This is a genomic window from Peribacillus sp. NPDC097284, assembly GCF_044761765.1.
Taxonomy (GTDB): domain Bacteria; phylum Bacillota; class Bacilli; order Bacillales; family DSM-1321; genus Peribacillus.
The window spans coordinates 18,096-42,992 of sequence record NZ_JBIWCZ010000006.1 but is presented as its reverse complement, the minus strand read 5'-3'; the positions used below and the strand labels follow the sequence as shown (position 1 = coordinate 42,992).

Annotated in this window: 26 protein-coding genes; 15 read left to right on the top strand and 11 right to left on the bottom strand. The window is 42.0% G+C overall.

The window, feature by feature from the left end:
• The first annotated feature begins 88 nt into the window (after window positions 1-88).
• From ACIQXU_RS12865 to ACIQXU_RS12845, 5 genes are all read left to right on the top strand, one after another.
• Complete coding sequence (locus ACIQXU_RS12865) at window positions 89-241, top strand: YpzG family protein (RefSeq protein ID WP_402871217.1); 153 nt, start codon at window positions 89-91, stop codon at window positions 239-241.
• 279 nt (window positions 242-520) lie between these two features.
• Window positions 521-895, top strand: coding sequence for a nucleotide excision repair endonuclease (locus tag ACIQXU_RS12860; RefSeq protein WP_402871219.1), 375 nt, complete (start codon window positions 521-523; stop codon window positions 893-895).
• A gap of 191 nt (window positions 896-1,086) precedes the next feature.
• Window positions 1,087-2,334, top strand: a complete 1,248-nt coding sequence (locus ACIQXU_RS12855) for a flavin-dependent oxidoreductase (RefSeq protein ID WP_402989890.1) — start codon at window positions 1,087-1,089, stop codon at window positions 2,332-2,334.
• A gap of 11 nt (window positions 2,335-2,345) precedes the next feature.
• Window positions 2,346-2,642: a Dabb family protein gene (locus tag ACIQXU_RS12850; RefSeq protein WP_402989887.1), complete on the top strand. Its 297-nt coding sequence runs from the start codon at window positions 2,346-2,348 to the stop codon at window positions 2,640-2,642.
• Window positions 2,643-2,724: 82 nt separating this feature from the next.
• The gene (locus tag ACIQXU_RS12845; RefSeq protein ID WP_402989884.1) at window positions 2,725-4,071 is read left to right on the top strand and encodes an MFS transporter; all 1,347 of its coding nucleotides are present in this window, start codon (window positions 2,725-2,727) and stop codon (window positions 4,069-4,071) included.
• Window positions 4,072-4,228: 157 nt separating this feature from the next.
• Here the strand turns inward: ACIQXU_RS12845 and ACIQXU_RS12840 are convergent, their stop codons facing one another.
• Entirely contained in the window at window positions 4,229-5,488 is a 1,260-nt protein-coding gene (locus ACIQXU_RS12840) for an amidohydrolase family protein (protein WP_402989881.1), read from the bottom strand.
• 214 nt (window positions 5,489-5,702) lie between these two features.
• Here ACIQXU_RS12840 and ACIQXU_RS12835 point away from each other — a divergent pair, with 214 nt between their 5' ends.
• From ACIQXU_RS12835 to ACIQXU_RS12815, 5 genes are all read left to right on the top strand, one after another.
• Window positions 5,703-7,394, top strand: a complete 1,692-nt coding sequence (locus ACIQXU_RS12835) for a methyl-accepting chemotaxis protein (RefSeq protein ID WP_402989878.1) — start codon at window positions 5,703-5,705, stop codon at window positions 7,392-7,394.
• Between the two features lie 223 nt (window positions 7,395-7,617).
• Window positions 7,618-7,767 (top strand): 50S ribosomal protein L33, encoded by a 150-nt coding sequence (gene rpmG / locus ACIQXU_RS12830; protein ID WP_402871234.1) that lies wholly within the window; start codon window positions 7,618-7,620, stop codon window positions 7,765-7,767.
• Between the two features lie 45 nt (window positions 7,768-7,812).
• Window positions 7,813-8,082, top strand: a complete 270-nt coding sequence (rpsN, locus tag ACIQXU_RS12825; protein ID WP_402989875.1) for a 30S ribosomal protein S14 — start codon at window positions 7,813-7,815, stop codon at window positions 8,080-8,082.
• 423 nt (window positions 8,083-8,505) lie between these two features.
• Window positions 8,506-8,859, top strand: a complete 354-nt coding sequence (locus ACIQXU_RS12820) for a hypothetical protein (protein WP_402871239.1) — start codon at window positions 8,506-8,508, stop codon at window positions 8,857-8,859.
• 119 nt (window positions 8,860-8,978) lie between these two features.
• Window positions 8,979-9,665: a hypothetical protein gene (locus tag ACIQXU_RS12815; protein WP_402989872.1), complete on the top strand. Its 687-nt coding sequence runs from the start codon at window positions 8,979-8,981 to the stop codon at window positions 9,663-9,665.
• A 62-nt stretch (window positions 9,666-9,727) separates the two neighbouring features.
• Here the strand turns inward: ACIQXU_RS12815 and ACIQXU_RS12810 are convergent, their stop codons facing one another.
• Entirely contained in the window at window positions 9,728-10,108 is a 381-nt protein-coding gene (locus tag ACIQXU_RS12810) for a VOC family protein (protein WP_402955105.1), read from the bottom strand.
• A 252-nt stretch (window positions 10,109-10,360) separates the two neighbouring features.
• Between ACIQXU_RS12810 and ACIQXU_RS12805 the strand changes: the two genes are divergently transcribed.
• Window positions 10,361-10,630 carry a DUF1292 domain-containing protein gene (locus tag ACIQXU_RS12805; RefSeq protein WP_402871248.1) on the top strand — a complete coding sequence of 90 codons (270 nt, stop codon included), beginning with the start codon at window positions 10,361-10,363 and terminating at the stop codon, window positions 10,628-10,630.
• A 289-nt stretch (window positions 10,631-10,919) separates the two neighbouring features.
• The gene (locus tag ACIQXU_RS12800; RefSeq protein ID WP_402871251.1) at window positions 10,920-12,386 is read left to right on the top strand and encodes a PAS domain-containing sensor histidine kinase; all 1,467 of its coding nucleotides are present in this window, start codon (window positions 10,920-10,922) and stop codon (window positions 12,384-12,386) included.
• A gap of 32 nt (window positions 12,387-12,418) precedes the next feature.
• Here the strand turns inward: ACIQXU_RS12800 and ACIQXU_RS12795 are convergent, their stop codons facing one another.
• Complete coding sequence (locus ACIQXU_RS12795; RefSeq protein ID WP_402871253.1) at window positions 12,419-13,411, bottom strand: NADPH:quinone oxidoreductase family protein; 993 nt, start codon at window positions 13,409-13,411, stop codon at window positions 12,419-12,421.
• 160 nt (window positions 13,412-13,571) lie between these two features.
• On the opposite strand from ACIQXU_RS12795, the gene ACIQXU_RS12790 reads away from it, so the two are divergent.
• Window positions 13,572-14,012, top strand: coding sequence for a peptidylprolyl isomerase (locus ACIQXU_RS12790; RefSeq protein ID WP_251540275.1), 441 nt, complete (start codon window positions 13,572-13,574; stop codon window positions 14,010-14,012).
• 42 nt (window positions 14,013-14,054) lie between these two features.
• Here ACIQXU_RS12790 and ACIQXU_RS12785 read toward each other — a convergent pair whose 3' ends face one another.
• The 8 genes from ACIQXU_RS12785 to ACIQXU_RS12750 all read right to left on the bottom strand — a co-directional run bounded on the left by ACIQXU_RS12785 (window position 14,055) and on the right by ACIQXU_RS12750 (window position 21,947).
• Window positions 14,055-14,267: a hypothetical protein gene (locus tag ACIQXU_RS12785; RefSeq protein WP_402990074.1), complete on the bottom strand. Its 213-nt coding sequence runs from the start codon at window positions 14,265-14,267 to the stop codon at window positions 14,055-14,057.
• Between the two features lie 9 nt (window positions 14,268-14,276).
• A complete protein-coding gene (locus tag ACIQXU_RS12780; protein ID WP_402954188.1) occupies window positions 14,277-15,482 on the bottom strand; it encodes a Ger(x)C family spore germination protein in 1,206 nt (401 codons plus the stop codon).
• A complete protein-coding gene (locus ACIQXU_RS12775) occupies window positions 15,479-16,984 on the bottom strand; it encodes a spore germination protein (RefSeq protein WP_402989869.1) in 1,506 nt (501 codons plus the stop codon). Before ACIQXU_RS12775 ends, ACIQXU_RS12780 begins: the two co-directional genes overlap by 4 nt.
• Before the next feature lie 25 nt (window positions 16,985-17,009).
• Window positions 17,010-18,140 carry a GerAB/ArcD/ProY family transporter gene (locus tag ACIQXU_RS12770; protein WP_402954184.1) on the bottom strand — a complete coding sequence of 377 codons (1,131 nt, stop codon included), beginning with the start codon at window positions 18,138-18,140 and terminating at the stop codon, window positions 17,010-17,012.
• 113 nt (window positions 18,141-18,253) lie between these two features.
• The gene (locus ACIQXU_RS12765) at window positions 18,254-19,195 is read right to left on the bottom strand and encodes an oxidoreductase (RefSeq protein ID WP_402954182.1); all 942 of its coding nucleotides are present in this window, start codon (window positions 19,193-19,195) and stop codon (window positions 18,254-18,256) included.
• Between the two features lie 124 nt (window positions 19,196-19,319).
• On the bottom strand, window positions 19,320-19,685 hold the full coding sequence (locus ACIQXU_RS12760; protein ID WP_402989866.1) for a hypothetical protein: 366 nt from the start codon (window positions 19,683-19,685) through the stop codon (window positions 19,320-19,322).
• 102 nt (window positions 19,686-19,787) lie between these two features.
• Window positions 19,788-21,428, bottom strand: coding sequence for a zinc ribbon domain-containing protein (locus ACIQXU_RS12755; protein WP_402989863.1), 1,641 nt, complete (start codon window positions 21,426-21,428; stop codon window positions 19,788-19,790).
• 27 nt (window positions 21,429-21,455) lie between these two features.
• Window positions 21,456-21,947 carry a zinc ribbon domain-containing protein gene (locus ACIQXU_RS12750; RefSeq protein ID WP_402989860.1) on the bottom strand — a complete coding sequence of 164 codons (492 nt, stop codon included), beginning with the start codon at window positions 21,945-21,947 and terminating at the stop codon, window positions 21,456-21,458.
• Between the two features lie 190 nt (window positions 21,948-22,137).
• Here ACIQXU_RS12750 and ACIQXU_RS12745 point away from each other — a divergent pair, with 190 nt between their 5' ends.
• Window positions 22,138-23,514, top strand: coding sequence for a zinc ribbon domain-containing protein (locus ACIQXU_RS12745; RefSeq protein WP_402989857.1), 1,377 nt, complete (start codon window positions 22,138-22,140; stop codon window positions 23,512-23,514).
• A complete protein-coding gene (gene nagZ / locus ACIQXU_RS12740) occupies window positions 23,511-24,836 on the top strand; it encodes a beta-N-acetylhexosaminidase (protein ID WP_402989854.1) in 1,326 nt (441 codons plus the stop codon). The genes ACIQXU_RS12745 and nagZ overlap by 4 nt, the downstream gene beginning before the upstream one ends.
• The last annotated feature ends 61 nt before the right edge of the window (window positions 24,837-24,897 follow it).

Below are 24,897 nucleotides of genomic sequence, written 5' to 3'. Positions count from 1 at the left end.
CGTCCCCAATCCATACTAAAACTGTGATAGGAACCTCCTATTGCTTTGAAAAGAAATATCCCAATCTTTTACGATGAGGTGATACAACATGAGTTATAAAGATCAATTAGATCCACATTCTCAAAAGTTTCACCATAATTGGACAAGACCTAAGCGTTCGAAGTCTCAAGTAAATGGCCATACGGAAGTATCGCAAACGAACATTATACTAAGAAGCAATGCGAAGGCCCACAGGTGGTAACGGATATTTCTGATCATGGAGAAGGAGACTCGTAACGGGTCTTCTTCTTTTCCTTCCTTAAAAAAATACAAGGGTCCATTGCCTTTTACTGAACCGCTATGTTCATGCCATGGCTTTTCCGCCAAAATTATGATACCATCTACTTTTAAGGACATGGTAGAGCAAGTGTTGGAAAGAGCTTGAACAAGCCCATTATATTCCACTAGAACATAGTGTGATTTATCAATATGACTATTTCCAGCACTCACATACATATACAAATAGAGGACGTGACTTTTGATGATTAATATTAAAATCCCAGCAGCGGATATCAGCATTAAACAAAGAAAACAAGTGATTGAGGGCGATGAAGCCATCATCCCGGAAATCTTCGGATTCATTGATTTCCATTTGATTCCCCGTGATAAGGGCGGCATCATCATGTTTTATAATGAGAAGGACGAGTTGATCTTTGTCGGAAAGGCACGTAAATTAAGACAAAGAGTCAAAAAGCATTTCGAGGATAATGTTTCACCGATTAAAGAACATCGTAATGAAGTGAAAAAAATTGAGGTTATCATCGTAGAAGATGCGATGGAACGTGAAATCTATGAAACGTACATCATCAATACACTTCATGCTAAATACAACATTGATAAAGTATTTTATAAATAATAGGAGAGCTGATTGCATGCGCAATCAGCTTTTTTATGCGTAGAAGCAGATTTACAGGTAAGACTTCCTTATGATCCTATGAAATTTTATTGCATAATCCCAGAATTTATATTGCTAAACTGGAGTTTTGTGACATAATTAGAATAATTAAAATATTTGAATAACTTATCAGGTCATTTGGAGGGGTTTCTGTGTCAAAAGTGAATACGGCAATTATTGCTGGTGGGGGCATCGGCGGGCTTGTTACTGCCCTTAAACTTCACCGCGTTGGTGTATCAGTGCAAGTTTTTGAAAGTGTACAAACGATAAAAGCATTGGGAGTGGGCATCAATCTTCTTCCACATGCTGTACGGGTCCTTACGGAGCTTGGATTAGGGGAAGAACTTCAGAAGATTGGACTGCCTACGGCCGAGTTGAGTTTTTTCAATAAATACGGTCAACAAATTTGGCAGGAACCGAGGGGGTTGAATGCAGGATATCGGTGGCCACAATATTCCATCCATCGTGGAAGTCTGCTGATGCTGCTACTAAAAGCGGTCAAGGAAGAGTTGGGGGAAGACTCGGTCATAACCGGTCACCATCTATCTTCATTCCAACTGTTCGATGATTGCGTGGAAGCTCAATTTGTGAATAAAAAAACAGGGGAAAATCTAGGGGCATATAAAGCAGACATCATGATTGCAGCAGATGGCATCCATTCCACAGTTCGAAAATTCTATTATCCGAATGAAGGTGACCCTAAATTCAGCGGCCGGATTTTATGGCGTGGCATCACAGAATCGTCATCTTTTTTAACCGAGAAGACAATGATCATGGCTGGCTATCAAGACCAGAAATTCGTTGCTTATCCTGTCGATCCTTTGGCAGAGAGTGGTCGTTCGCTTATGAACTGGATTGCGGAGTTGACGATTGAAGGGGATGCGCCTTCCCGAAGTGATTGGAATCGGAAAGTAGAGAAGGAAGTCTTTGCACCAGCTTTCGCCGATTGGGATTTTGGATGGTTGAATGTACCTAAATTAATAGAGGAAACGGAGTCCGTTTTCGAATTCCCAATGGTCGATCGCGATCCTCTTCCACGCTGGTCCTTTGGCAGAACCACGTTGCTTGGTGATGCCGCACATCCGATGTACCCAATTGGTTCCAATGGAGCTTCCCAGGCGATACTGGATGCGGCTGCGTTAGGGGAAGCCATTTTAAGTGGAGTACATGCAGAAGCGGCTTTATGTGCTTATGAAGAATCACGTCTTGAGAAGACGGCGGCCATCGTGCTGGCCAATCGTCAGAATGGACCGGAAGAGGTCATGCAGATTGTCGAGGACCGGGCTCCAGGGGGATTCGATCATTTACATGATGTCATATCACAACAGGAACTAGAGGATATTGCCAATAAATATAAACAAATTGCCGGTTTTGACCGTCATGTTTTAAATAGCAGATAAGGGTGAGCAGAATGGTTGAACATATTGTTTTGGTTAAGTTAAGTGAAGATGTAACAGATGATCAAGTGGATGAATTGATTTCTAGGACTCTGGCTCTAAAAGATGTTATACCAGGTTTACTGGATATCCAGCAAGGAAGGAATTTTGCGGGGCGCAATCAAGGGTACGAGATAGGCATGACTGCCAGATTTGAGGACAGGACGACATTTGAAGCATACTTGCCGCATCCATCGCATCAAGCGATTCTTGCCTATTTAGAAGAGATTGGACTTGAAGATTTAATTGTGGTCGACTTTGATACTAATTGATTAAAGGTGCGTGTCATACGCATCTGTCTGTTCTTTTGCTTTTGTGCTTCAACGTACTAAATAAAGGGGAGAAGGTGTAGGATTGAGGACAGTCCATGCTGGTGAAACGATAGATAAAAGTCGTTTTAACCTGTTTCATTTACTATTAATTTTTTGGGGTTTTTTCATTATCCTGGTCGACGGTTATGATGTGGTCATCTATGGTTCAATCGTTCCTTCATTGATTGAGGAGTGGTCCATATCATCGGTGACAGCGGGAGCAATCGGCAGTTATACGGTAATGGGTACGGTTGTCGGAGCGGTCTTTTTTGGCTACTTGGCCGATAAGGTCGGACGTAAGAAAATCATCTTATTTTGTACGGCTCTCTTCAGTCTTTTTACTGCTTTATCCGGTGTGGCTGGTGGACCAGTCTTGTTCACCGTTTTTCGTGTCATTTCAGGAATCGGACTGGGAGGCGTGATGCCGAACGTGATTGCCCTGACAACGGAGTACGCACCGAAAAAGATTCGGAGTGCGATGATTTCCTTTGTATTCTGTGGGTATTCGGTCGGAGCGATTGCAGCCGCCCTAGCCAGCCGTGCCATACTCCCGGAATTTGGATGGAGGCCGATTTTCTGGATTGCGGGTTTGCCGCTATTGATCCTACCCTTTATAGCTAAAGCGATTCCAGAGTCGGCGGTCTTCCTATTGGAAAAAGGGAAAAACGAGGAAGTAAAGCAGATTCTTAAGAAAGTCAATCCAGAGTTAAGTTTGAATGGGGAGACAAGACTCGAAAGAACGGAAGCACCTGAACAAGGTTCAACCATTGTGAAATTATTTGAGAAAAAACGAGGGTTCAGTACAATCATGTTTTGGATTTCCTGTTTCAGCTGCTTTGTCCTGATATATTCGATGAACACGTGGCTGCCGAAATTGATGATCCAGGCAGGGTATAGTTTAAGTTCTAGTTTGCTATTTGTTGCGATGATGAATGTCGGTGCGATCGTCGGAACGATTGCGTTCGGTCCGCTTACGGATAAACTAGGTTTCAAAAAAGTCATGATTCCCCTGTATGTATGTGGAGCCATTGCCCTTGCAAGCATCGGTCTTACACAAAATGCGGTGCTTGCCTATATATTGATTGGTTTCATCGGTGCATCGTCGGTCGGGGTGCAGAATATAAGCAACGCGATGGTATCACAATATTACCCACCTTCCATGCGCTCCAGTGGCGTGGGGGCATCGATGGCGTTCGGTCGCCTAGGTGGGATTTTTGCACCAACTTTTGTAGGCATCCTCTTAACGATGAACCTGCCAGCTCAAATGAACTTTTCCTTGATTGCAATCGCTGCGGTAGTAGGAGCGATCGCCATTGCTTTCGTTCAGGAAAAACATGCACATTACGGCATGGCCGGAGAAGGTCAACCCGAGGAGAAGCGGGCCGTTTAAATCATGAGACAAGGGGCTGTCTAATAAGTCCTTATTCCATTGAATTTCGCAAAAACAAAGAGGCAGAAATGTTGTTAAATCAACGTTTCTGCCTTTTACTATTTATTCAATTACGGGGTAATTACACCTTTTGGGACAGCCCCTGTGTCATTGAAACCTATTCAACAACCTGATGATAGACTTTCGTCAGGATTTTTTTATATGCCCGGTTCATTTCTTCCTCATCCACGTGTGTAAGGGTGCGATTGAACATGATCCATTCCCCGTTGACCATTACATGATGAATGGACGGTTCGCTCGTTTCAAGTAAAAGATTATGCACAGTCGTGGAAAACTCGTCTGTATCGACCTCTGGAATAAGGGGGTTCTTTTTTATGAAGACAAGATCTGCATGAAATCCATCCTTGATTCTTCCACTCATGTTCTGATGATAGGCGGACGCGCCATTTTGCGTTGCCATTTGCCAGATGTTCTCCGCTGTGAACGGATGTGTCGGGGACATCGTTTTGAGTAGATAATAGGCGATTTTCATATTTTCCCATAAATCGGTACTGGCATAATCAGTTCCCATGCAAACATTCAGCCCTTTTTCAAGCATGCTGGATACGGGGGCTATACCTGCTCCAGTGCTTAGGTTCGAGACGGGACAATGGACGACAGAGGAACCTGCCTCAGCTAGTAAATCGATATCTATTTCATTCAAGTGAACGCCATGGAAAAAAATCGTCTTGTTATCGAGTAGCCCTTGCTCTTTATATAACTCGATGGATGACTTTCCGTATTGAGAATAAATCAGGTCCCTTCTCCATTGGTTTTCCATCCCATGCGTGGTATAGAGGGAATCAAAGTCCTTTTTACTAGAAACACAGAGAGCAAGGGTTTCATCCGTGATATCCTCTTCTTCTAGCAAATGCGTACCAAAGTTGACCTGCCCACTTTGCAGATCGTGATATTCCGGAATCTTCTCATAGGTATCGACAAAACCTTTCATTCCAATGCGGTTGATGGTTTCGGCAATCGCATCCGGCCAATTACTTGGCTCTGATTCACTGACGAACGTGATTCCCTTCTTCACCATATCTGCGTAAGCCTTCATACAAATCGTTTCATATTCCCTTCTGGTCAGTGCATCGATTTTCTCAAAATATCCGGATTGAAGGTGTCCTTGTTTGCTGTCATTACACCACTCTTCAATTTTCATATCCCTTTGAAGTCCTTGGGCAGTTAATGAATAACCATGAAAATGAGCATTGTATAATCCAGGTATTAGTATATATCCTTCACAATCCATTTCTTCGACAGAAGCATTCCCTTCAGAGAGAGAAGGATTTGTGACGATTTTCCCTTCATGTATTAACAGATTTCCCCTTGAAATGGCATACTCTTCATTCAAATATGTTGCGTTTCTTAATAACATGCATTCCCCTGCCCTCTTAAATGATAGTGTTTAACAAATAATATTTATTTTACCACCATGTTCCATTTAATTTTTCCTTTTCTTGACCGATAAAAGAAAAGGAAACTATTACTCCTTGGGAACATATTTACCGTCCACTTTAATTGTGGGCTTTTTATATGAAAAGGGATAGATAAGCGTGACCATTACAAAAGAAATAGAGGGGTAAAAAAGAATGAAATTATCCATAAAGAATAAGTTACTACTAAGCTTTTTTCTTGTCTCCATCATTTTTGGAGTTTCAGCTTTCATTTCTTATCACAGTATGAAAGATATGAACAAGAAGTATGATTATATTCTTGATAATATCTCCGAGGTTCAATCAATCACTCAAAGTATCCAGACGGATGCAGCACGTCAGGTAACGTATTTAAGAGGATATCTATTATATGAAACACCTGATATGAAAGAGAAGATGTATGAATCGAATGAAAACATCAATGAATTAATAAAAGAAGCGAGAGATTTGTCGCACTCAGATAAAATGACCAAAGAGCTCGATGGAATCAAAGCATCAAATGACGAATGGATTGAGGAGAGTCGTAAATCTGTAGAAGCGGTACGAGCCGATCCTGAAAAAGCCAAGTCCCTAGCCCGGGATAATGTGGTTCCCATCAGTACCAAAATGGTTGAGCAAACGAATTCATTCTATACATGGATCAAAGACGACATCATGGTGCAAAAGGTGAAAGAGGTTCAGGATAAATCAAAGTCGGCAACTAAGAAGATTATCATTCTAAGCCTGATAGCTTTCGTGCTTGCGATGGCTGATGGATTATTGATTTCAAACGTTATTTCCAAACCAATCGAGAAGTTGAGTAAAATGGCTAACCGGGTCGCTGAAGGAGATTTGAATATAGAAAAAATCGAGGTAAGAACCCGCGATGAGATTTATGTGTTAAATCAATCTTTTGAAAAGATGACCCAAAATCTGCATCATACGATTACGGCCATCTCCTCCAATACGAATAAAGTTACATCATCGGCTGAGCAATTAAGTGTCAGTTCTGAACAATCGAAATTGGCAGCAGAAACAATCGCTCTTTCGATACAGGAAATCTCCGGGGCTTCTGAAAGTTCAACAAGGCAACTGGAAATTAGTCTCGGTTCACTGAATGAAGTGAGCCAGGGTGTGGAACGGATTACCGAAAGTACGGCTAGCATGTCAGAGCTTTCAAAAGAAACCGAGAAACAGGCAGAAGAGGGCAGCCACTATGTCGAGGAGAACTTGAAGCAAATGAGATTCATCCATGAATCGGTTAACCAATCGAATCAGGTTATCGATTCTTTATCGGAACGTTCTAATCAAATCGGGAATATTATCGATGTAATCACGGGCATTGCTGGACAGACGAATCTATTGGCATTAAATGCAGCAATCGAAGCGGCAAGGGCGGGCGAACATGGTAAGGGATTCGCCGTGGTGGCCGATGAAGTGAAGAAACTAGCTGAACAATCCCAGAACTCTACTAAATTGATCACGGATTTAATCATGGGAATGCAAGACGACACAAGGAATTCTGTTACGATCATGAAAGACGTGATGGATAATGCGGAACAGGGCGTGAAGGTTTCAGTGGAAACATCGAATAAATTCGCCCAGATCCTTCAAAGTACGAGAGACATTACTCCGAAAATCGAGGAAATCACGGCTTCTATTCAACAAATTTCAGTCAGTGTAGATGAAGTATCGGAAACGTCGAATAAATTAACGGCACACGCACAGGAAAATGCGGCCAATTCAGAAGAAGTGGCGGCTTCAACGGAAGAACAACTGGCATCGATGGAAGAAATCAATTCATCCGTGCATTCATTGACCTCTATGGCAGATGAGCTAAAGCAAGTGGTTCGTAAATTCCAGATTTAAAGATGTATTTTTAGAAAAAAGCAGGCTTCCTGACATGGTCGGGGAGCCTGCTTTTTCTTTATGTAGATATTTGATGTTGAGTAGGGAACCAAGGGGAAATCGAAAAAGCTTACGAAAAAACTTGCAAATAGTAATCATTACGTTTTATTATATAAAGGTAAACATCATAAATCGTAATCATGACGATTAAGGATATTTATAAAACATTTAGGAGGGAACAAACATGAGAGTAAACATTACCTTGGCATGTACAGAGACGGGAGATCGGAATTATATAACGACGAAAAATAAGCGAAACCATCCTGATCGAATCGAATTGAAAAAGTACTGCCCGCGCTTAAAGAAACACACACTTCACCGTGAAACAAAGTAATCCGGGTACAATATAATCATTTTTATAGAAGGGGAGATAACTAAGGTGGCAAAAAAGTCAATGATAGCAAAGGCAAAAAAACAGCTGGAAACAGTAGAGAAGTATGCAGAGGTTCGACAGGAACTTAAAGTGAAAGGAGATTATGCAGCATTGGCCAAGCTCCCAAGGGATGCTTCGCCAACACGTATTCACAATCGGTGTGGAGTTACGGGAAGACCACGTGGATATATGCGGAAGTTCAACATGTCCAGGATCGTTTTCCGTGATCTTGCACATATTGGGCAAATCGCGGGCATCAAAAAGGCAAGCTGGTAATCTAAGATAGAATGAAAAAGGTGATCACTGTGCATTTACAGCCGGAATCACCTTCTTCTAGCATTTGATATTCTCCTATTCAAACCCCCGATAATTCTGTTGAAGTCCCATTCTTAACGTGGAAATCTCTTGGTTGATTCAAGTAGGTTTCATCATTTCTATTTTCCTAGTACATACTTAATTAGTTATTCATCTTTATCTACGACCGTAATAAAATCTGCCCTCAATACTTGAAAGTGGACATATGATTTAGGGTTAAAATCCAAAACCTTTATCATTCTTCGAAAATTTTACCGGGTTAATCTAAAAAATAAAATAGTTTTACAGGATATATGTACTAGATTAAGAGAATGTCATTATTGTATTCCCTTTTCATCCGATACTTCATATAATTGAAGAATCTTACCGGAAGAAGGATGGAATATGCATATTTTTTGGACGATTTATTTAGGGATTTTAGGAACGGTGGCGATTGCTTTTTTGCTTAAAGGCCTTCGTACCCCCTCTTTAATAGTGGATTTCATCATTTCAGTTATTACGTGGATCGGACTATTTGGATTTGTGACGAATACAGCCATACTCACGCCTCTTATATGGAAATTCGTGTTTGTAGGTGGTTTGCTGTGGGATGTACTTTTCAGTTATATCGGAAAGCATGATGATGGAGAAGCAGCAATGGAAGATATATCAGGACGTGCGAAAAGTATCCTCATCGGAGTCACATTACTCATTACACTCGGACCGTTATATTATGGGTTATATCAATATGCATTCTAAAGGAAAGGGCCAATAGGGTCTTTTTTTGATTAGTTCCCTGTATTTTTTTAGTATGGTATGTTATTAAATGACAATAAGTAGTAATATTGAACTACTAAATGGATATGGGGGCTAATAATATGGGTTTTCTCAAAAGTGCCGGTGAAGGTGCGGGATGGTTAGTTGGCGGTGTGACTGGAGGCATTATTAAGGGAGTTGGAGAATTAACGGGATCTAAGTTCATCCAAGAGGTTGGCGATGGTGTTAAGAATTCAACGGAGTTCACAGGTAAGCAACTAGGGAATGTTGCTGAGGGAGTTTGGAATCTTGGAAGTGGACTAGTATCGAAAGATGATGGGAAGGTGGATCAAGGGTTCAAGGATTTAGGGGACGGTGTTGGGAATACAGCGAAAGCAGTGGGACAAGGTATTAAGGCGACGGTGGGGAATGTTGGAGATGTAGCCGGAGGACTTAGGGATGGAGACGAAACACGTTGGAAAGAAGGATTACGCAATGTTGGGAAAACAGTCGCCGTTGGTGCGTTGGGGGTATCCATTTTGGATATGGCGGACGTTATTGATGTAAATGGGAATGAAGGCGGATTGGATGGTTCGGATCTTGCACTAGAAAATGGGTCAGATGGATCATATATAATAGAAGAAAATCATCAAGAACATGGTGTGGAACCTCATTGGCGGACATTGGAGAATGGAGAGAGAATTTGGATTGATGGTGATGGGGACAGCAGTATCAATCAATCCGTGGAAGAAGGCGGAGGTTGGAACCAGAGCAATCCTGATTACCGGATACCTGTAGACGAAGCTTGATAACTATTTATTTTATTGGACTCATTAAAAAAAGCAGAAGCTGATCGCTCTGCTTTTTGTGTTCATCTCTGGAAGAACTCGATCCATTCCTTCTCTGGTCCGTATATGTAGAAATAGCGATAGCCGTTTGGCAAGGTGACGATTTCTTCATCAATCAGTTCGACATTCTCAAGGCTTTGGATCCGCGCGTATTCTTCTTCGATATCATCCACGGTAATGGCAAAGTGGTGAATCGTTGCTTCTGATGGCAACGTGTCACTATATCCTTGGATCAATTCAATTTCGGTTTCATCTGAACCGTCATACCCAAGAAAGGCAAGCTGAATGATACCATTCGTATGGGGTACACGCGCTTTCAATTTCAAATCCAACACTTCTTGATAAAAGGATATGGATGTTTCTAGATCTCTTACAACGATGCCGATATGATCGACTTTCTTCATAGTCAAAGGGGATTCCTCCTTCTTGTTGTTATTAAGCAATATTAGTATATATGATTAGGTATAAAATTACAGTAATATAAACAAAATAGTCTGAATGATTTAAATTCTAGCGATTTCCCCCACTTTACTGGATTTTTTATTGAAAAGGAAAAGAATTGCCCTTTTTTAAAGCAAAAATTTGTTTCTGTATGGAATAGTAGATATACTATGGAAACAAACCCATTTTAAATGGACTTGAGAGGAGAGATTATGATGGGAAGTATTCGCGAAGGTGAAGTGTTTACCCTTACTGACGACAGTGATCAAGAGCACGAGGTTGAAGTTCTGGGAACATTGGATGTTGAAGGAACGGAATATGTAGCTGTAGGTTTGCTAGAAGACATTGAAGAAGACACAGAGGAAGATATCGATATTTTCTTTTTCAGAGTTGAAGGCGAAGGAGAGTTAAATGATATCGAAACGGACGAGGAGTTCGAAAAGGTATCATCTGCTTTCGAAGCGGCTTTTGATCCACAAGATTGATGACTAGAAAAGACGGCACATCTACGTGTCGTCTTTTCTTATGTATATCGTGTTAAATTATTGTGCGTATACCATGATAGTGGTTACATGCTTCTATGAACCAATAGTTGGAGAATATAAATATAATACATTTAAAGGGAAGAGCTAAATCTGCATGACTGATTTAGCTTCTTTTTATTGGGTTTTCACTACATTGATAGTGAAAACTACTATAAAATACTGGTAAATGATTTACTGTTACTGTAAAATTGAGTAAGTGAATTTTCGGAATTGGAAAGGAATAAATCTGTTGAAAAAGCTAATTAATGATAGACAAGGGCAAGTGGAAGAAAAAGTAGATGATATCACAAAGCAGCTTCAATCTTTCATGGAACAAAGTGCGGATGCCATTTCCATCGTTGATCTAGATGGTAAAACCCTACAAGTTAATGCTGCCTTTGAGGAGTTTTTTGGCTGGATGAATGACGAGGTATTTGGTAAGCCTTTTCCGATCATCCCCGATTTCCTGAAGGAATCTGTTGACGAGTTGCATAATAGGGTCAAGTCGGGGGAACAAGAGAAGGGCTTCGAAACGGTCAGACAAAGAAAAGATGGCCAGCTAATTGATGTGAGCATCACCCTTTTTACGATCAGGAATAACGAAGATGAACCGACGGCATTGGCGTTCGTATACAGGGACATTACGAATCAAAAGTTGGCTGAAATAGCGTTGAGGGAGAGCGAAGAACGGTATCGCAACCTGATCGAGGTGTCACCTGAAGCAATCTTTGTGCATCGTAATGGAATCATTGAGTATATGAATCCCGAAGGTGCCAGAATGCTGGGCTTGTCTGTGGAAGAAATTATGGGGAAGTCCGTTTTTCAGTTCGTGCATCCCGATTCTCAAGACACGGTCGGCAAGCGAATAGAAGTGATGAGAGATGAGGGGAAGACGGTCGAGTTACTGGAGCAAAAGTTCAGGCGCTTTAATGGTGAAGTATTTTATGGTGAAACCATCGCCCTTCCGATTATTTATAAGGGACGACCGGCCATCCAGGTTTTCTGTAGAGATATTACCGAACGTAAGAAGACAGAAGAATTATTATGCAAGACGAATATGCTTTCTGCGGTCGGTCAGATGGCGGCGGGCATTGCCCATGAGATAAGGAATCCACTAACTGCCATCAAGGGATTTTTGCAATTAATGGGTGAAACGCCTGACAAGCAGGAATACCTTGACCTGTCAGTGAAGGAAGTGGACAAGATCGAACGGTTGGCTAAAGAGTTTTTATGTCTTGCCAATCCCCAATTGCAAACATGTGAACATACCCGGATACCTGCCATTTTAGATAGTGTCATAACGTTGGCCAAGCTTCAGGCGAATCTGAACGATGTCGAAATAACGATGGAAACTAAAGTCGACGATTCAACAGTATTTGGTGAACCTAATCTATTAAAGCAAGTGTTTACTAATGTAGTGAATAATGCGATTGAAGCCATGGAAAATGGCGGGAAACTTCATATCCAGTTGGATGAATATGATCCAGGGAACCTGGTCATCCGCTTCATTGATTCGGGTAGTGGGATGACAGAGGAACGAATGAAGCATTTAGGTGAGCCTTTTTATAGCACAACGGAAAAAGGGACCGGCCTGGGGCTAATGGTGAGTACAAAAATCATTCATGAGCATCAAGGGCAAATTAAATTTAGTAGCGAGGTCGGCAAAGGAACCACCGTCGATATCATCCTCCCTATTCAAAGGCACATTAAAAGGTGACGAGAGCCAGAGCTAACGTCACCTTTTGTTTTTTATAATTTGACGATTGTCCGTCCCCTTGCTTGACCTTTCAGTAAGGTAGGCAGGACATCGGGAAGTTCCTGCAAGGAAATTTCCTGTTGAATGAGCTGTTCTACATGATCCAACTTAAAGTCGGTTGCTAGGCGTTTCCAAACTTTCAGCCTCGTATCCATAGGGCAATTCACTGAATCGATGCCAAGCAAGCTGACGCCTCTCAAAATGAATGGGAAGACAGTCGAAGGCAGGTTTGTCCCTCCGGTTAATCCACTGACCGCCACCGATCCACCATATTTAACTTGGCTCAGGACAGAGGCCAATGTTTCTCCACCGACCGGGTCAACGGCACCAATCCATTTTTGCTTGCCAAGTGGACGAAGCGTGCCATCATAGACATCTTCACGGGATAAAATCTTCGTAGCACCCAGTTCCTTTATGTACGCGTGTTCTGATTTTTTCCCGGTGCTCGCTTCTACCGAATAGCCGAGCTTGGAAAGAATCGAGACGGCAAAACTGCCGACGCCTCCAGTGGCTCCTGTGACGAGAACATTTCCGTCCTCTTGCTTGAGTCCATTTTCTTCTAGACGCATGATGGAAAGTGCAGCGGTGAAACCGGCAGTTCCGATAACCATGGCTTCTTTCAATGTTAGGCCTTCAGGGAGCGGGACAACCCACTCTGCTGGAATACGGGCGAACTCACTGTAGCCCCCGAAGTGTGAAACGCCAATCTCGTAGGAGGTGGCAATCACTTCGTCTCCTTCTTTGAAACGGGAATCCTTAGATGAAACGACAACACCTGCCAAATCGATGCCAGGGACAATCGGATAGCGGCCAACGATGTTTCCGTTAGGGATCGTCGCTAGGCTGTCTTTATAGTTCACGCCAGAATAATGCACGCGGATGAGCACTTCACCTTCTGGAAGATCGCTGAGTGAAAGTTGCTGAATGGTTAAGGAAAAGTCATCTTCTTGTTTGTTTACGAATAAGGCATCAAATTGTTGGGTCATTGTTTTTTCCTCCTTTTTTAGTGAATATTCCCTATTATAAGAGAAGAAACGCACGCTGTATAATAATTGAATCTGAAAACACAGCGCTTTCTTTTCTTTCTCTTGCTAAAAATGGTACTATTAAGACTGATTCAGTTCATTTTAAAGGAGATGTTTTATAATGGCTAAAAAAGGATACATATTGATGGAAAACGGAGAGAAAATCGAATTTGATCTTTTCCCTAATGAAGCACCAAACACAGTGGCTAACTTTGAGAACCTGGCAAACACAGGCTTTTACAATGGTGTAGTCTTTCACCGTGTCATCCCTGGCTTCGTAAGCCAAGGTGGGGATCCAACAGGTACAGGTGCAGGCGGAAGCGGCACACAAATCAAATGTGAAACAGCTGGAAACCCACACAAGCATGAAGCAGGCAGCTTGTCCATGGCGCATGCCGGAAAAGATACGGGCTCAAGCCAATTCTTTATCGTTCATGAACCACAACCGCATCTAAACGGTGTTCATACTGTATTCGGTAAAGTAACATCAGGTCTAGAAACGGCTAAAGCAATGAAAAATGGCGACAAAATGGAGAAAGTAGAAGTTTTTGACGCTGAATAATAAATGAAGAAAGAGGGGGCGGCCTAGGCTCCCTCTTTTTCGTTATAATAGCTTTTTTAGTGGACCAAACAGGATGTTGAATATTTGTGTAGGTCCCGGCATTTCCGGAAAGAGTATGAGAAGGATTGCCAGAACCCATCCGATGGCCAGTAAAAGGACCACCGTTTTTTCTCTTTTATGGGAGCGGTCGATTTTAGGATAGTTGAAAAGAAAAAGGAGGAAGAGTAAGACAGTCACTCCCAATATAACGGCCATTTTCAAATCCTACTCACCTCTCTTTATCGTTCCTAATGTTTTCGTCATCAAACCTGGTTCTTGTACTTTCAAATGGATATCCATGTTTATTGTGACTTGTGGGAAGACATACTTCCAATGGTCTTTTACCTTTTCCCACTCTTCTGGATACTTTTGATGAAAGGATTCAGCAATACCGAAGGCATCCGTCCCCATGCCATCCCTCACCTCGGTAATGGCAGCCTCTATATCTCGTTCCATTTCATGCTGTAAATAGGTCTCAATCTGCTTCGAGCTAGATTCCTCCATGATATCCAGATTGCTGCCGTTTTGAACCAGTAAACCGTCTACGTTCACATCAACCGTTACACTCCACTTTCCGTTTTCAATCTTGGGAATCAGCTTTGTCGATTGCCGAAGTGGGTGCACCGAGATTTTCCTTCCGTCAGGGGTCGATGTGGTTATCGCTCCCAATTTATTTTGATTCCGGATCCATAGCAAACCTTGCGTGACATCTTCTTTAATCGATCCTACCATTTTATCCTCTTTGAAAATAGCGACACCAGAAAACGTGGTAATGGTCTCTGTTGCCTTTTCTGGTTGATCAGGCTTGGATATTTCAAGAAGGGGGAGTATGCCGCCCTTGGAATCACTGATGGTCATCAGCTGGAAATCCTTTACTGTGATCGGTTTTTTTATATACAATTCCGATGATTTTTGTAAAACATCCCCCATATAACTTTCTAGAGCGGGGACCAATTCGAGTATCTCGGAAGCCGGCCCCTTGCTGATAAATAAGTCGCCACGTGCCCGGGGTTGAGGATGGCGATTGATGAAATCAATCTGATCATTCAAATGACCTTTAAGGGCAAATTTTTCTCCGAAAATAAAGGCATCACAGTGGCCCCAGAAAATCTGGCGAGAAAATAACTTTTGCAGGTTCACCATGGCATCCGCCATATTTTCCCCTGTTGCGGATTTAACGAGGACAAGGCTTTCGACTCCACCCGTCCCAGGACCGGCTCCTTGCTGTTGACTGCTGGCGGCCCGGGGAATGAAAACCTGGATGGTAACTTTCACTTTATCTTCTTCTGTAATATCTATCCCCGCTGCCATGACCAAGGCCATATTGGAAAGTTCTTTACTACCCCAACAGCCAGATAGGGTACAAGTGAAAAAGCAAAGCATGGTCACTGTAATGGCTTTTTTGATTGGCTTGGAAAGAATGGTATTCATGCTTTGGAGTCCTTTCCTCTCATCCTAAGGTTTTTCTGATTGGGGTGGTTGTCTTCATTAAAAAATCTCCTCCGCTTCTGTAAAGATTGCCAAGGTGCCCGGAATAGTGCGTCTTGCCATGAACCATTCTTCAAAGGTGGTAGGTAAGGTACCCCAATGGAGGTCAACTTGCATAGATGAATGACGATAGTGATGATCCCAAGCATCAGCCCGAATAATCCCAGTGTCCCGGCAAGGAGGATAATGGGGAAGCGTAATAATCGTAAGGCGATACCCTGCGAATAGCGAGGCACTAAAAAGGAGGCGATCCCTGTAAGAGAAACGACGATGACCATCGGAGCGGAAACGATTCCGGCTTGAACCGCGGCCTGTCCGATAACTAGCCCCCCGACGATGCTGACGGCTGCACCGATTTGTTTAGGAAGCCGGAGTCCTGCTTCCCTTAGAGCCTCGAAGGTGACCTCCATCAGGATTGCTTCCACGAATGCCGGAAATGGTATGGCTTCCCGTGATGAGGCAATGGTAATTAACAGGGTGGTCGGAATCATTTCCTGGTGAAAAGTCAGGATGGCGACATACAAGGACGGGAGGGTAACCGAGAAAAAAATAAATAGGTAGCGTAATAGTCGTACAGAAGAACCGATTAAAAAGCCAAAATAATAATCTTCCGGTGACTGGATAAAAGAATAGAAACTGACCGGGGCGATTAAAACGAAGGGTGTCCCATCGACTAGGATGACGATACGTCCTTCCAGCAAATTGGCAGCCACAACATCGGGTCTTTCCGTTGTTAGCAATTGTGGAAAAGGCGAATATGGATTGTCCTTGATGGATCCCTCGATATATCCTGTTTCCAGAACACCATCCAATTCAATCTCGTTGATCCTGGTTTTCAATGTCTCCAATACTTGTTTATCAGCCTTACCCTCTATATAGGCAATGACAACCTCCGTTTTTGTATAACTCCCCACTTTTACTGATTCCATTTTAAGCGTGGGGGAGCTGATTTTTCTGCGAATGAGAGATGTGTTGGTTTGTATGGATTCGATGAATCCTTCGCGGGGACCACGAACCACACTTTCAGCTTCGGGGTCCTCAATCGGGCGCTTATCAACTTTCACAAGGCCCAGTGCCAGGGCATAATCCATTTTTTGTACCAAGAGAATCGAGTAGCCGGTAGAAAGATAGGTGATGCAATCGGCAAACGTACGAATTTCTTTTGTATCAAGAACTTGAAGCCTTTCTTTCACGGCTTCATGGATGTCAGAAAATGAGAGGGACTCTTCCATCAGCGTATTCATCACATTATTTTCAATTTGTTTCGTATCAGATAGTCCTTCCATATAAAGGATGGCGGCATCCGTATGTCCCCCAATGCAAAAGGTCCGAAAAACCACATCGTAACAATTGGAATAAGTCGCTTGTAAATAGGAAAGGTTTTTGGGAAGATCCTTAAATAGCGGCAAGTCCTGCTTTATTTTCTCTTGTTCGGATTGGTTCATGACATGGCCTACCCCTTTCTACAGGCTAGTTTTTAGTTAGGGATGAAGAGCCATTCGGCACTTCTTTCTTCTGGTATAAACGTCTTTTCAATTTAGCTATTACTAATAGCAGGACCGGGAGCAGTGTCAACATGAAGGGAAGCAAAAAAGGAAAGACGGTTCTAGTGAACTCGGTCTGACCCTGTAAGTTGTAAAACTCCCAAAAACCAAATAATGTAACCAGGAATCCTAACGGTAGGATAAGCGGTTTATAGCTAGGAAGATTCAGGCACTGAGCTGTACCCACAACTAGGATATAGAAGAACACCGTGAGCTTAATGTATGCCCCAAGCATCCATCCTGGTATGATCGCCGCTTCAAGGTGCTCAAAGAAATTCATGAAACTGATGTAGCGAATCGCCTTGAATACGGGAAATGTGTAGTAGCTCGTGAGATCACCGAAAAGGAACAAGGCAGTTAGATTCAAGCAAATAAGGCTCAGCATAATGGCGATGATGGAGATGATGATCCATTTCATCCCCTGCTTTCGATCCCTAAGGAATGGTAGAAGTACCGCAATGATAAAGACTTCACTGAACCAAGCCTGTGGAACGGCGGCGCCTAATAGTGGCGGCTTTAGACCATTTTCCAATATCGGATAAATCCTGGTCGTATCGTAGTCCTGAAAAAGAATCAACATAATGAATGGAATCGGGATGATGAATATGGGAATGAAAAGAGATGAAGCACGTCCCAGCACCGATACACCGCCAGAAACGGCGAAGGCAGACACCAAGACCAGGCTACCCATGATGACGACCCTTGGCGTTTCCGGCAAAAATGTAATGATGATGAAATCGGCATACTCCCTTAAAATGAAGCCCGACATGTAAAGGAAAAAGAAAACATACAAACAAGTCAGGGCCTTTGAAGGAAACTTGCCTATAATATGCCGGCTGTATTCGAATATCGTTTCATTCGGGTACATCTTATGTAATTGGTATAGGATATAAGCTGTGAAAAAACCATTCAATGAGCCAATGATCGGAGATATCCACATATCTCGCCCCGCATATGAATGGGATATGTTTGGCACGGTCAAAATGGCTGTAGCAAAGATGGTTGGGTAAATAATCAGTGCCAATTGATAGGAAGTAATTTTTCCGTTTTCAAGCATGCTTGTCCCTCATTAATTTTTTTTATAGTATCTCTCTTAAAAGGGAAATTACGCATCTTTCATGAAAAAGGACGAAAAAAAAGAACAGCTGGTTCCTGTTCTATAGAGAATCATCATGATCGGTTTATATTCGCAAAAGTGAAGGGATACTGAACACCTGTCATGGATTCTGAAGTCTCCCATAACCTTTCTGAAGTGTCTTTTTCATATAGAGAATCGATGATGGGATCTTTTTTAGGGAAGCCCTTTCTTCCCTTTTTTCCATCCGGGCCAATATATTCCCCACCTCTTAAGGTAGGTTCCGTTGCTGCATAAAGCGTGGGAAGGGCACCCATATTGGCGGGCTGGGTGAAGGTCTTGGACAGATAGTGGACAAACTTATTCAGGGGCTTGCCAGATCCGCGTGACATGAGGTTGGTATGGGAAAGTCCAGGGTGGCAGGCGACACTGATCGAGTTTGCTTGGTGCTGTTCGAACTTGTTTTGCAATTCCCGGGAAAAGAGAAGGTTGGCAAGTTTGCTTTGGGCATAATACCTCATTGGTTTATATTGATCCTTCCCATCCAAGTGATCGAAGTTTATGGTCCCGTTATTGGCGGCTAAACTGCTTAATGTGACGACCCGTGATTTTGGCGTCGAAAGGATTTTGGGAAGCAATAGGCCGGTCAAGGCAAAATGCCCAAGGTGATTGCTTCCGAATTGTAGCTCGAACCCATCCTTCGTTTGACTATAAGGGGGAATCATGACCCCTGCATTGTTGATTAGAATGGATAAGGAATCGTAGTTCTCCAAGAATGAATCACTAAACTGATGAATGCTCCTCAAATCACTTAAATCGAGTGGCATCACGGAGACATTTGCCTTAGGATGGGCAGACGTGATTCGATCCACCGCCTTTTCCCCTTTCGAAGCATTCCGGACAGCAAGAATGACTTCTGCTCCTTTCCCCGCTAATACAAAAGCCGTTTCAAAACCAAGGCCGCTATTCGCCCCTGTAATCACAACTGTTTTCCCCTTTACATCTGCCATTTGGTCGCCATTCCACTTTTCATTCATACCAACGACTCCTTTCCTGCTCATTCTCTCTCTATCATATACCCATATTATTCCTATATGTCTCGTTTTAAGAGGGATAAAAAGTAAAAAGTGGCCCTTTTTTATAAAGGGCCACTCAAGATGTTCAATCTGGCAAGAGGGTATTAGGAATCTTAATGGGACTGGACAGTTTAGAATGATCACGATAGGAACGATAGGAGATGATATCGTGATTTTTGATGTGGACGTCCAACTGAAGGATGTGGGCATTTTTCATTTCCAAATGGTAGGTCGCTCCTTCTTTCTTTAGAGAATAAAAGGTATAGGTCTTCCCTAAAAGCTTCTTGTCGTTTCGATTCGTCTCCGGTTGGTTTTGAATATAAAGAGCGAGCTCCATAATTGTGATGGAGGTTCCTCCCGTAAGTTCTATTATCTTTTCCTTCATATAATCTACAGCATGACTCAGAGAGGCCTGTGCCCTACCAGCAAGTTTTTTTACCTTATCATCCATGAAGTCTTCTCCTTTTTATTGGGTCATACATGTAGTATGGGGCACATAGCTTAGGCTTTATACAAAAAACCTCTGTCCCTTGAGGGAACAGAGGAAGAGTGATTATTTTAGAGAACCGGGAAAGAACTTGTTCAAATAGCTACCGGCAAATCCAGCAATATAGGAAAGAATAAAGCTACCGATAAAGACCTGGACAACACTGACGCCGAGGGAGAAGGTAATGGCATTTTCTCCATCCCCCATATCAAATAGACCATTCAGCGAAATTGCCGAGAAAGATGCTATTGCGCTAACGAATAGACTATATACAAGGCTTAGTACAGCCAGTGATACGAATGAAGACTGTTTGGACTTAGCCATAGAATAACCGGCAAATATCAGCAATAAGATAGGAAGGATCATCGCTAGCTTCAAGTAAAGGTCGATGTTCGTAAAACTGAAAAATAAATCTAGATATGAAAGATCTCCTCCTTCCATAACGTCACCATCCGTGCTAAAGCCGGAGAATACGGAGAAACTAATTTCTCCACTTTCTCCGTCCCCTTCTCCTTTTAGGGAGAGTGGGGTGAAATGGAGCATACTATAAACGATGGAAGATAATTGCACACCTAGATAGCAGGCTGCCAAGGTGGTCTTTTCTAAAATTTGTTGACTAACACCAGGTACATCAAGGACCGAGAGCATTTCTTTTGCATCATTCATTTTACTGATAAGGATGGCGACCATTACAATGGTAAGTGTAACGAAACCACGGATAAATGCAGAAAACCCTTGGTGGACGGCATTCCCATAAGGAATCAATGATTCAAGTTGCTTGGTTATTTGGCGGTAGTTAATACTAAATAACATCCCCAGCATGCTAAAGACGATTCCAAACAATAAACCTTTAAAGAAGGTTTGGAAGAATGGATAAGCAGTTGTTATGGCTAGATTCAAGCTTTCTCCGCTTTCAGAGTGCTTGATTTTATAATCAAAACCACTGAATAGAGATAAGAACGTCAACAAAAGGCTGTAAATCAATGCTATTCCAACGGCTCCTGAAAGGAAAGATTGTATAGAGATATCAGTATGTTTCTTTCTGTATACAATGCCACTTACGAATAAGCATAATAAGGGAATGATAATGAATAAAACATATGTGAAGGAAAGGCTCAATTCGCCGGACCCTTTATAATCTTCATATGAGTTATTGCTTTCCATATCTAACGTATAACTTGGTGAAAGTGTATGAGACATCATGACCGTATCTGAGAATCCGAATATAGCTCCAGGTTCTTTGAATTTGAAGCCAGACTCATCCGCCATGTTTTCGGCAGCTTCCTCTGGGGTGAACCCAAACGATTCTTCAAATATGTCCTCATAAAAATTAGTATTTGTCGTATACACTAAAAGATTTAAAAGAAGCATGAGAATAAAAGCTGCAATGGCAGGTATAAGGGCTTTTCGTAATGTATCTTTAGATAATAGAGAAGTAAACGAGAAGGTCCTTGAATTTAATATTCGTGGTGTTACTTTCTCGTTCATGGAAATCTTTGTTGTGCCGAATTTAAGTAGGGAGTTTCCGCAAGATATGCAGTAATTATCAATCTTGTTAGTTCCTTCTCCACATTCGGGACAAAAGTTCGTTTCATTATTTACTAATTGTAACTGTTGCAGAGATGATGAATTTCCTAGTGCAGTCCCATCATGTGAGCAATAGTTGCTATAGTCCGGATTAGATTCTCCGCATGTTGTACAGAACATAGCTATCCTCGTCTCCTTTCATTTCATTCATGATGTCTTTAAACCGCAACAGTTGCAGAAGACAGCATGTAATGGGATTTGTTCTTCACATGAAGGACAGGAAGATGTTTCTATTTGAGTATCCAATTTTGGTAACTCCACTTTGGCTCCGCAGCCTCCACAAAATTTATCTTCACTGGTGACCGGAGACCCACATGAACTACAGGCATGCTCTGTTTGACTTTGAGAGTTCAATTCAGTAATAGACTGTTGTGCCTTGTATATGACGTGGTCAAATTCCATTAAAGATGTCATTTTTTTTGTCAGTTCTTCAGTGGGATGGATCTCGTTGCTACGTAATTTTTTATATAATTCCTCCCCTAACTGTAAAAGTATTTCGTTCCGTTTCATACCGGTTTCTTGTATGCTCCTTTTGTACTGGTTAATCGTTTGGGCGTTTTGAAGCTTTTGTTTGTTCGTTTGTAAGCTATCCTGAATCTTATTGAGTCCACTTCCTAGCTTATCTTGCAATTCATTCAAATTTACCACTCCTTCATATTTTCCTAAGCTATCAAATAATTCAAAAGTTATATGTATAATTAGATAGTGATAGGTCTAAATTCATAAGATTTGTTGCGTTGTCATGTTACATAATATAGTATTATTGAGATAATATGAATCGATTTTTATAATTTAGCATATATTTTAAGTAAAAAAAGGGGAGAAAACATTGCATTGTAATAATTGTGGGGAAAAAATAAGTGGGAATAAGGCCTTTTGTACTAAGTGCGGAACGACTATAGAAAATCAGAATCCTATTGCTGAAACACGGATAAAAAGTCCTAGAACGGGTTCTTTTTTTAAGTCGAAAAGTTCTAAGGTTCTCTCCATTTCTGTAATCCTATTGCTAATGGTTGGATTTGCTGGTTATATAACAGTACAGAGTATGTATAAACCGGCTAAAGTAGTTAAACAATTTGAAGATGCCATTAAAAGTAACAATACTAAGGACGTAGCGAAGATTTTGAATGGTGGACAGGATGTGATGAAGGTAGAAGAAGCGGATGCGAAGATGCTTATTCAATATTTCGATGAAAATCCTGATCTTCTAGCCGAAACCAAGTCAAATCTGAAAAAAACGGCTCAATACTTGGAAAATGATAATGTAATAGGTTCTAAAGGTGAAGGTTTTTTAACCTTGCAAAAGGTTAAGAAAAAATGGGGAATCATTAAGCAATATGGTGTTAGCTTTCAGCCAGTTTACATAAAGGTCTCAACAAATCAGCCACATGCCTCCGTTTCCATTAATGAGAAAGGCGTGGGGGAACTGAAAGAGGGAGAAGAGCGGACATTCGGGCCATTCTTACCGGTTGAGCATGAGGTTAAAGGCTCCTATAAAGGGGAATATACAACGGTAACTGATAAGGTTAAAATTGATTCATTAGAGGAAGACAGCCATAAGATTCCCGTTGGTTTGGATTTGACGGGAGATGATGTGTATCTAACCTCTAATTATGATGAAGCGACCGTTTTCGTAAATGGAACGAGCACGGGCAAAACCGTCGAGGATCTAGAATCATTCGGTCCGGTGTCTTTAGATGGGAAGATGAAGATTCATGCGGAAGTAAAAGTGCAAGGAAAGACCTTGAAAAGCGAAGAGGTCTCGGTTAAAAATGCTTCAATAGATTTATGGGTGGATGATACGGAAATCGCGGAAGCTGAAGAACGAGCTTACCAAGCAGCTGCTGCAAAAGAAACGGAAGAGGAAGATATAATAGCGGTAGTCAATGAACATTATGAAGAGATTACAAACGGAGATTATGAATCAGCTTATGATTTATTCAGTACCGGCAGAAAAGGGAAAAATAAATTCAGCAGCTGGGAAGAAGGAATGAAGGATAACATGAGTGATGAAGTGACGTATGTAGAAGTTGAATCAATGAATGATAACAAGGCCACTGTCTCATTTGAAATGGTCTCTGAAGATTGGAAAGATGGAGAGACACTTGTCCAAACATGGAAGGGCAAATGGCATCTGGTGAAGGAATCTTCTGATTGGAAACTTTCAGACCCTGAAATTAAATTAGTGGATAAGATAGTCCAATGAAGAAAAGGTATACATACATTGGACTCCTCTTCATTGCGCTTCTCTCATTTTTAACGGTCGTACTCATCCAGTTGAATATGGATACGAGTCTTCCAAGTGAAAAGACAGAGAACCATGATACCAAGGAAGCCAATCAAAAAGAGGAAACAACCGTACAAGAGAATAAGATAAATAAAGAGGGTACAAGCGAAAAGGAAATTAACGCATTGACCGATACCGATGAAAAAGTGGAGAAAATGCTAGAAAAGATGACGCTCGAAGAAAAAGTCGGGCAGCTCATGATGATCGGCTTTTCTGGTACGGAAAAGAGCACCGAGGTTCAGGAGTTCATCGAAGAAAAGCATATAGGCGGCATCATTTACTTTGACCGTAATATGAGTTCTCCTAAACAAGTGGCCGAGTTATCCAACTCCCTGCAGGAATCTGCAGAAGGTAGCCGATTCTCCCTTCCACTCATGGTTGCCATCGATCAAGAAGGGGGGGCCATTACCCGGATGAGGGAACAAGTTTCCCCTATCCCTTCGCAACAGAAGTTAGGGGAAAAGGCCACTGCGGATGAAGTATATCAGGTGGCTAAATTGAATGGTAGAGAGCTGGAGTCGATGGGAATCAACCTTAACTTTGCCCCTGTTTTGGATTTATCGAAGAAAGATAGCCGTTCATTTGGAACGGACCCCAAAAAAGTCCATCAATATGGGGGAAAAGTGATTCAAGGGTTGAATGAAGCATCCGTTACAGGAGCCCTGAAGCACTTCCCGGGGAATGGCCGTAGCGAGATTGATCCACATGTCGAGACCTCTTCCGTGGAAGCAAACCAGCTTGACCTGGAAAACTCGGATATCTATCCGTTTAAAGAGATCATCAAGGAAGTGGATAATGACAAGTTTTTCATGATGGTGACGCATATAAAATATCCGGCTTATGATAAAGAAAAACCTGCCAGCCTATCCAAGGTCATTATCGAAGACCTGCTACGAGAGAAGCTTGGCTACAAAGGAATCGTCATCACGGATGATATGGAAATGGGAGCCGTGAAAAATTACTTTTCCTTTAAGGACATGGGCAAAGAAGCGATTCTAGCAGGCGTGGACATCGTCTTGGTCTGTCACGAACATCCCCACCAATTAGAGGTGTATAACGGGATAATCGATGCCGTTAAAAAAGGGGAAATCCCGATGGAACGAATCGATGAATCAACAAAGCGCGTCCTGACTTACAAACTGAACAACATTCAACAAACGACCGTTGACCCAGAACAAGCTGCAAAAGTAGTGAAAAGTCCTGAAAGCGTGAATTATATCAATGGTCTGGGCCTTGAATGAATTGGCAAGAAGTAGAACCCGAACGGTGTCGTTCGGGTTCTTTTTCGTCTTTTGAAGGAAC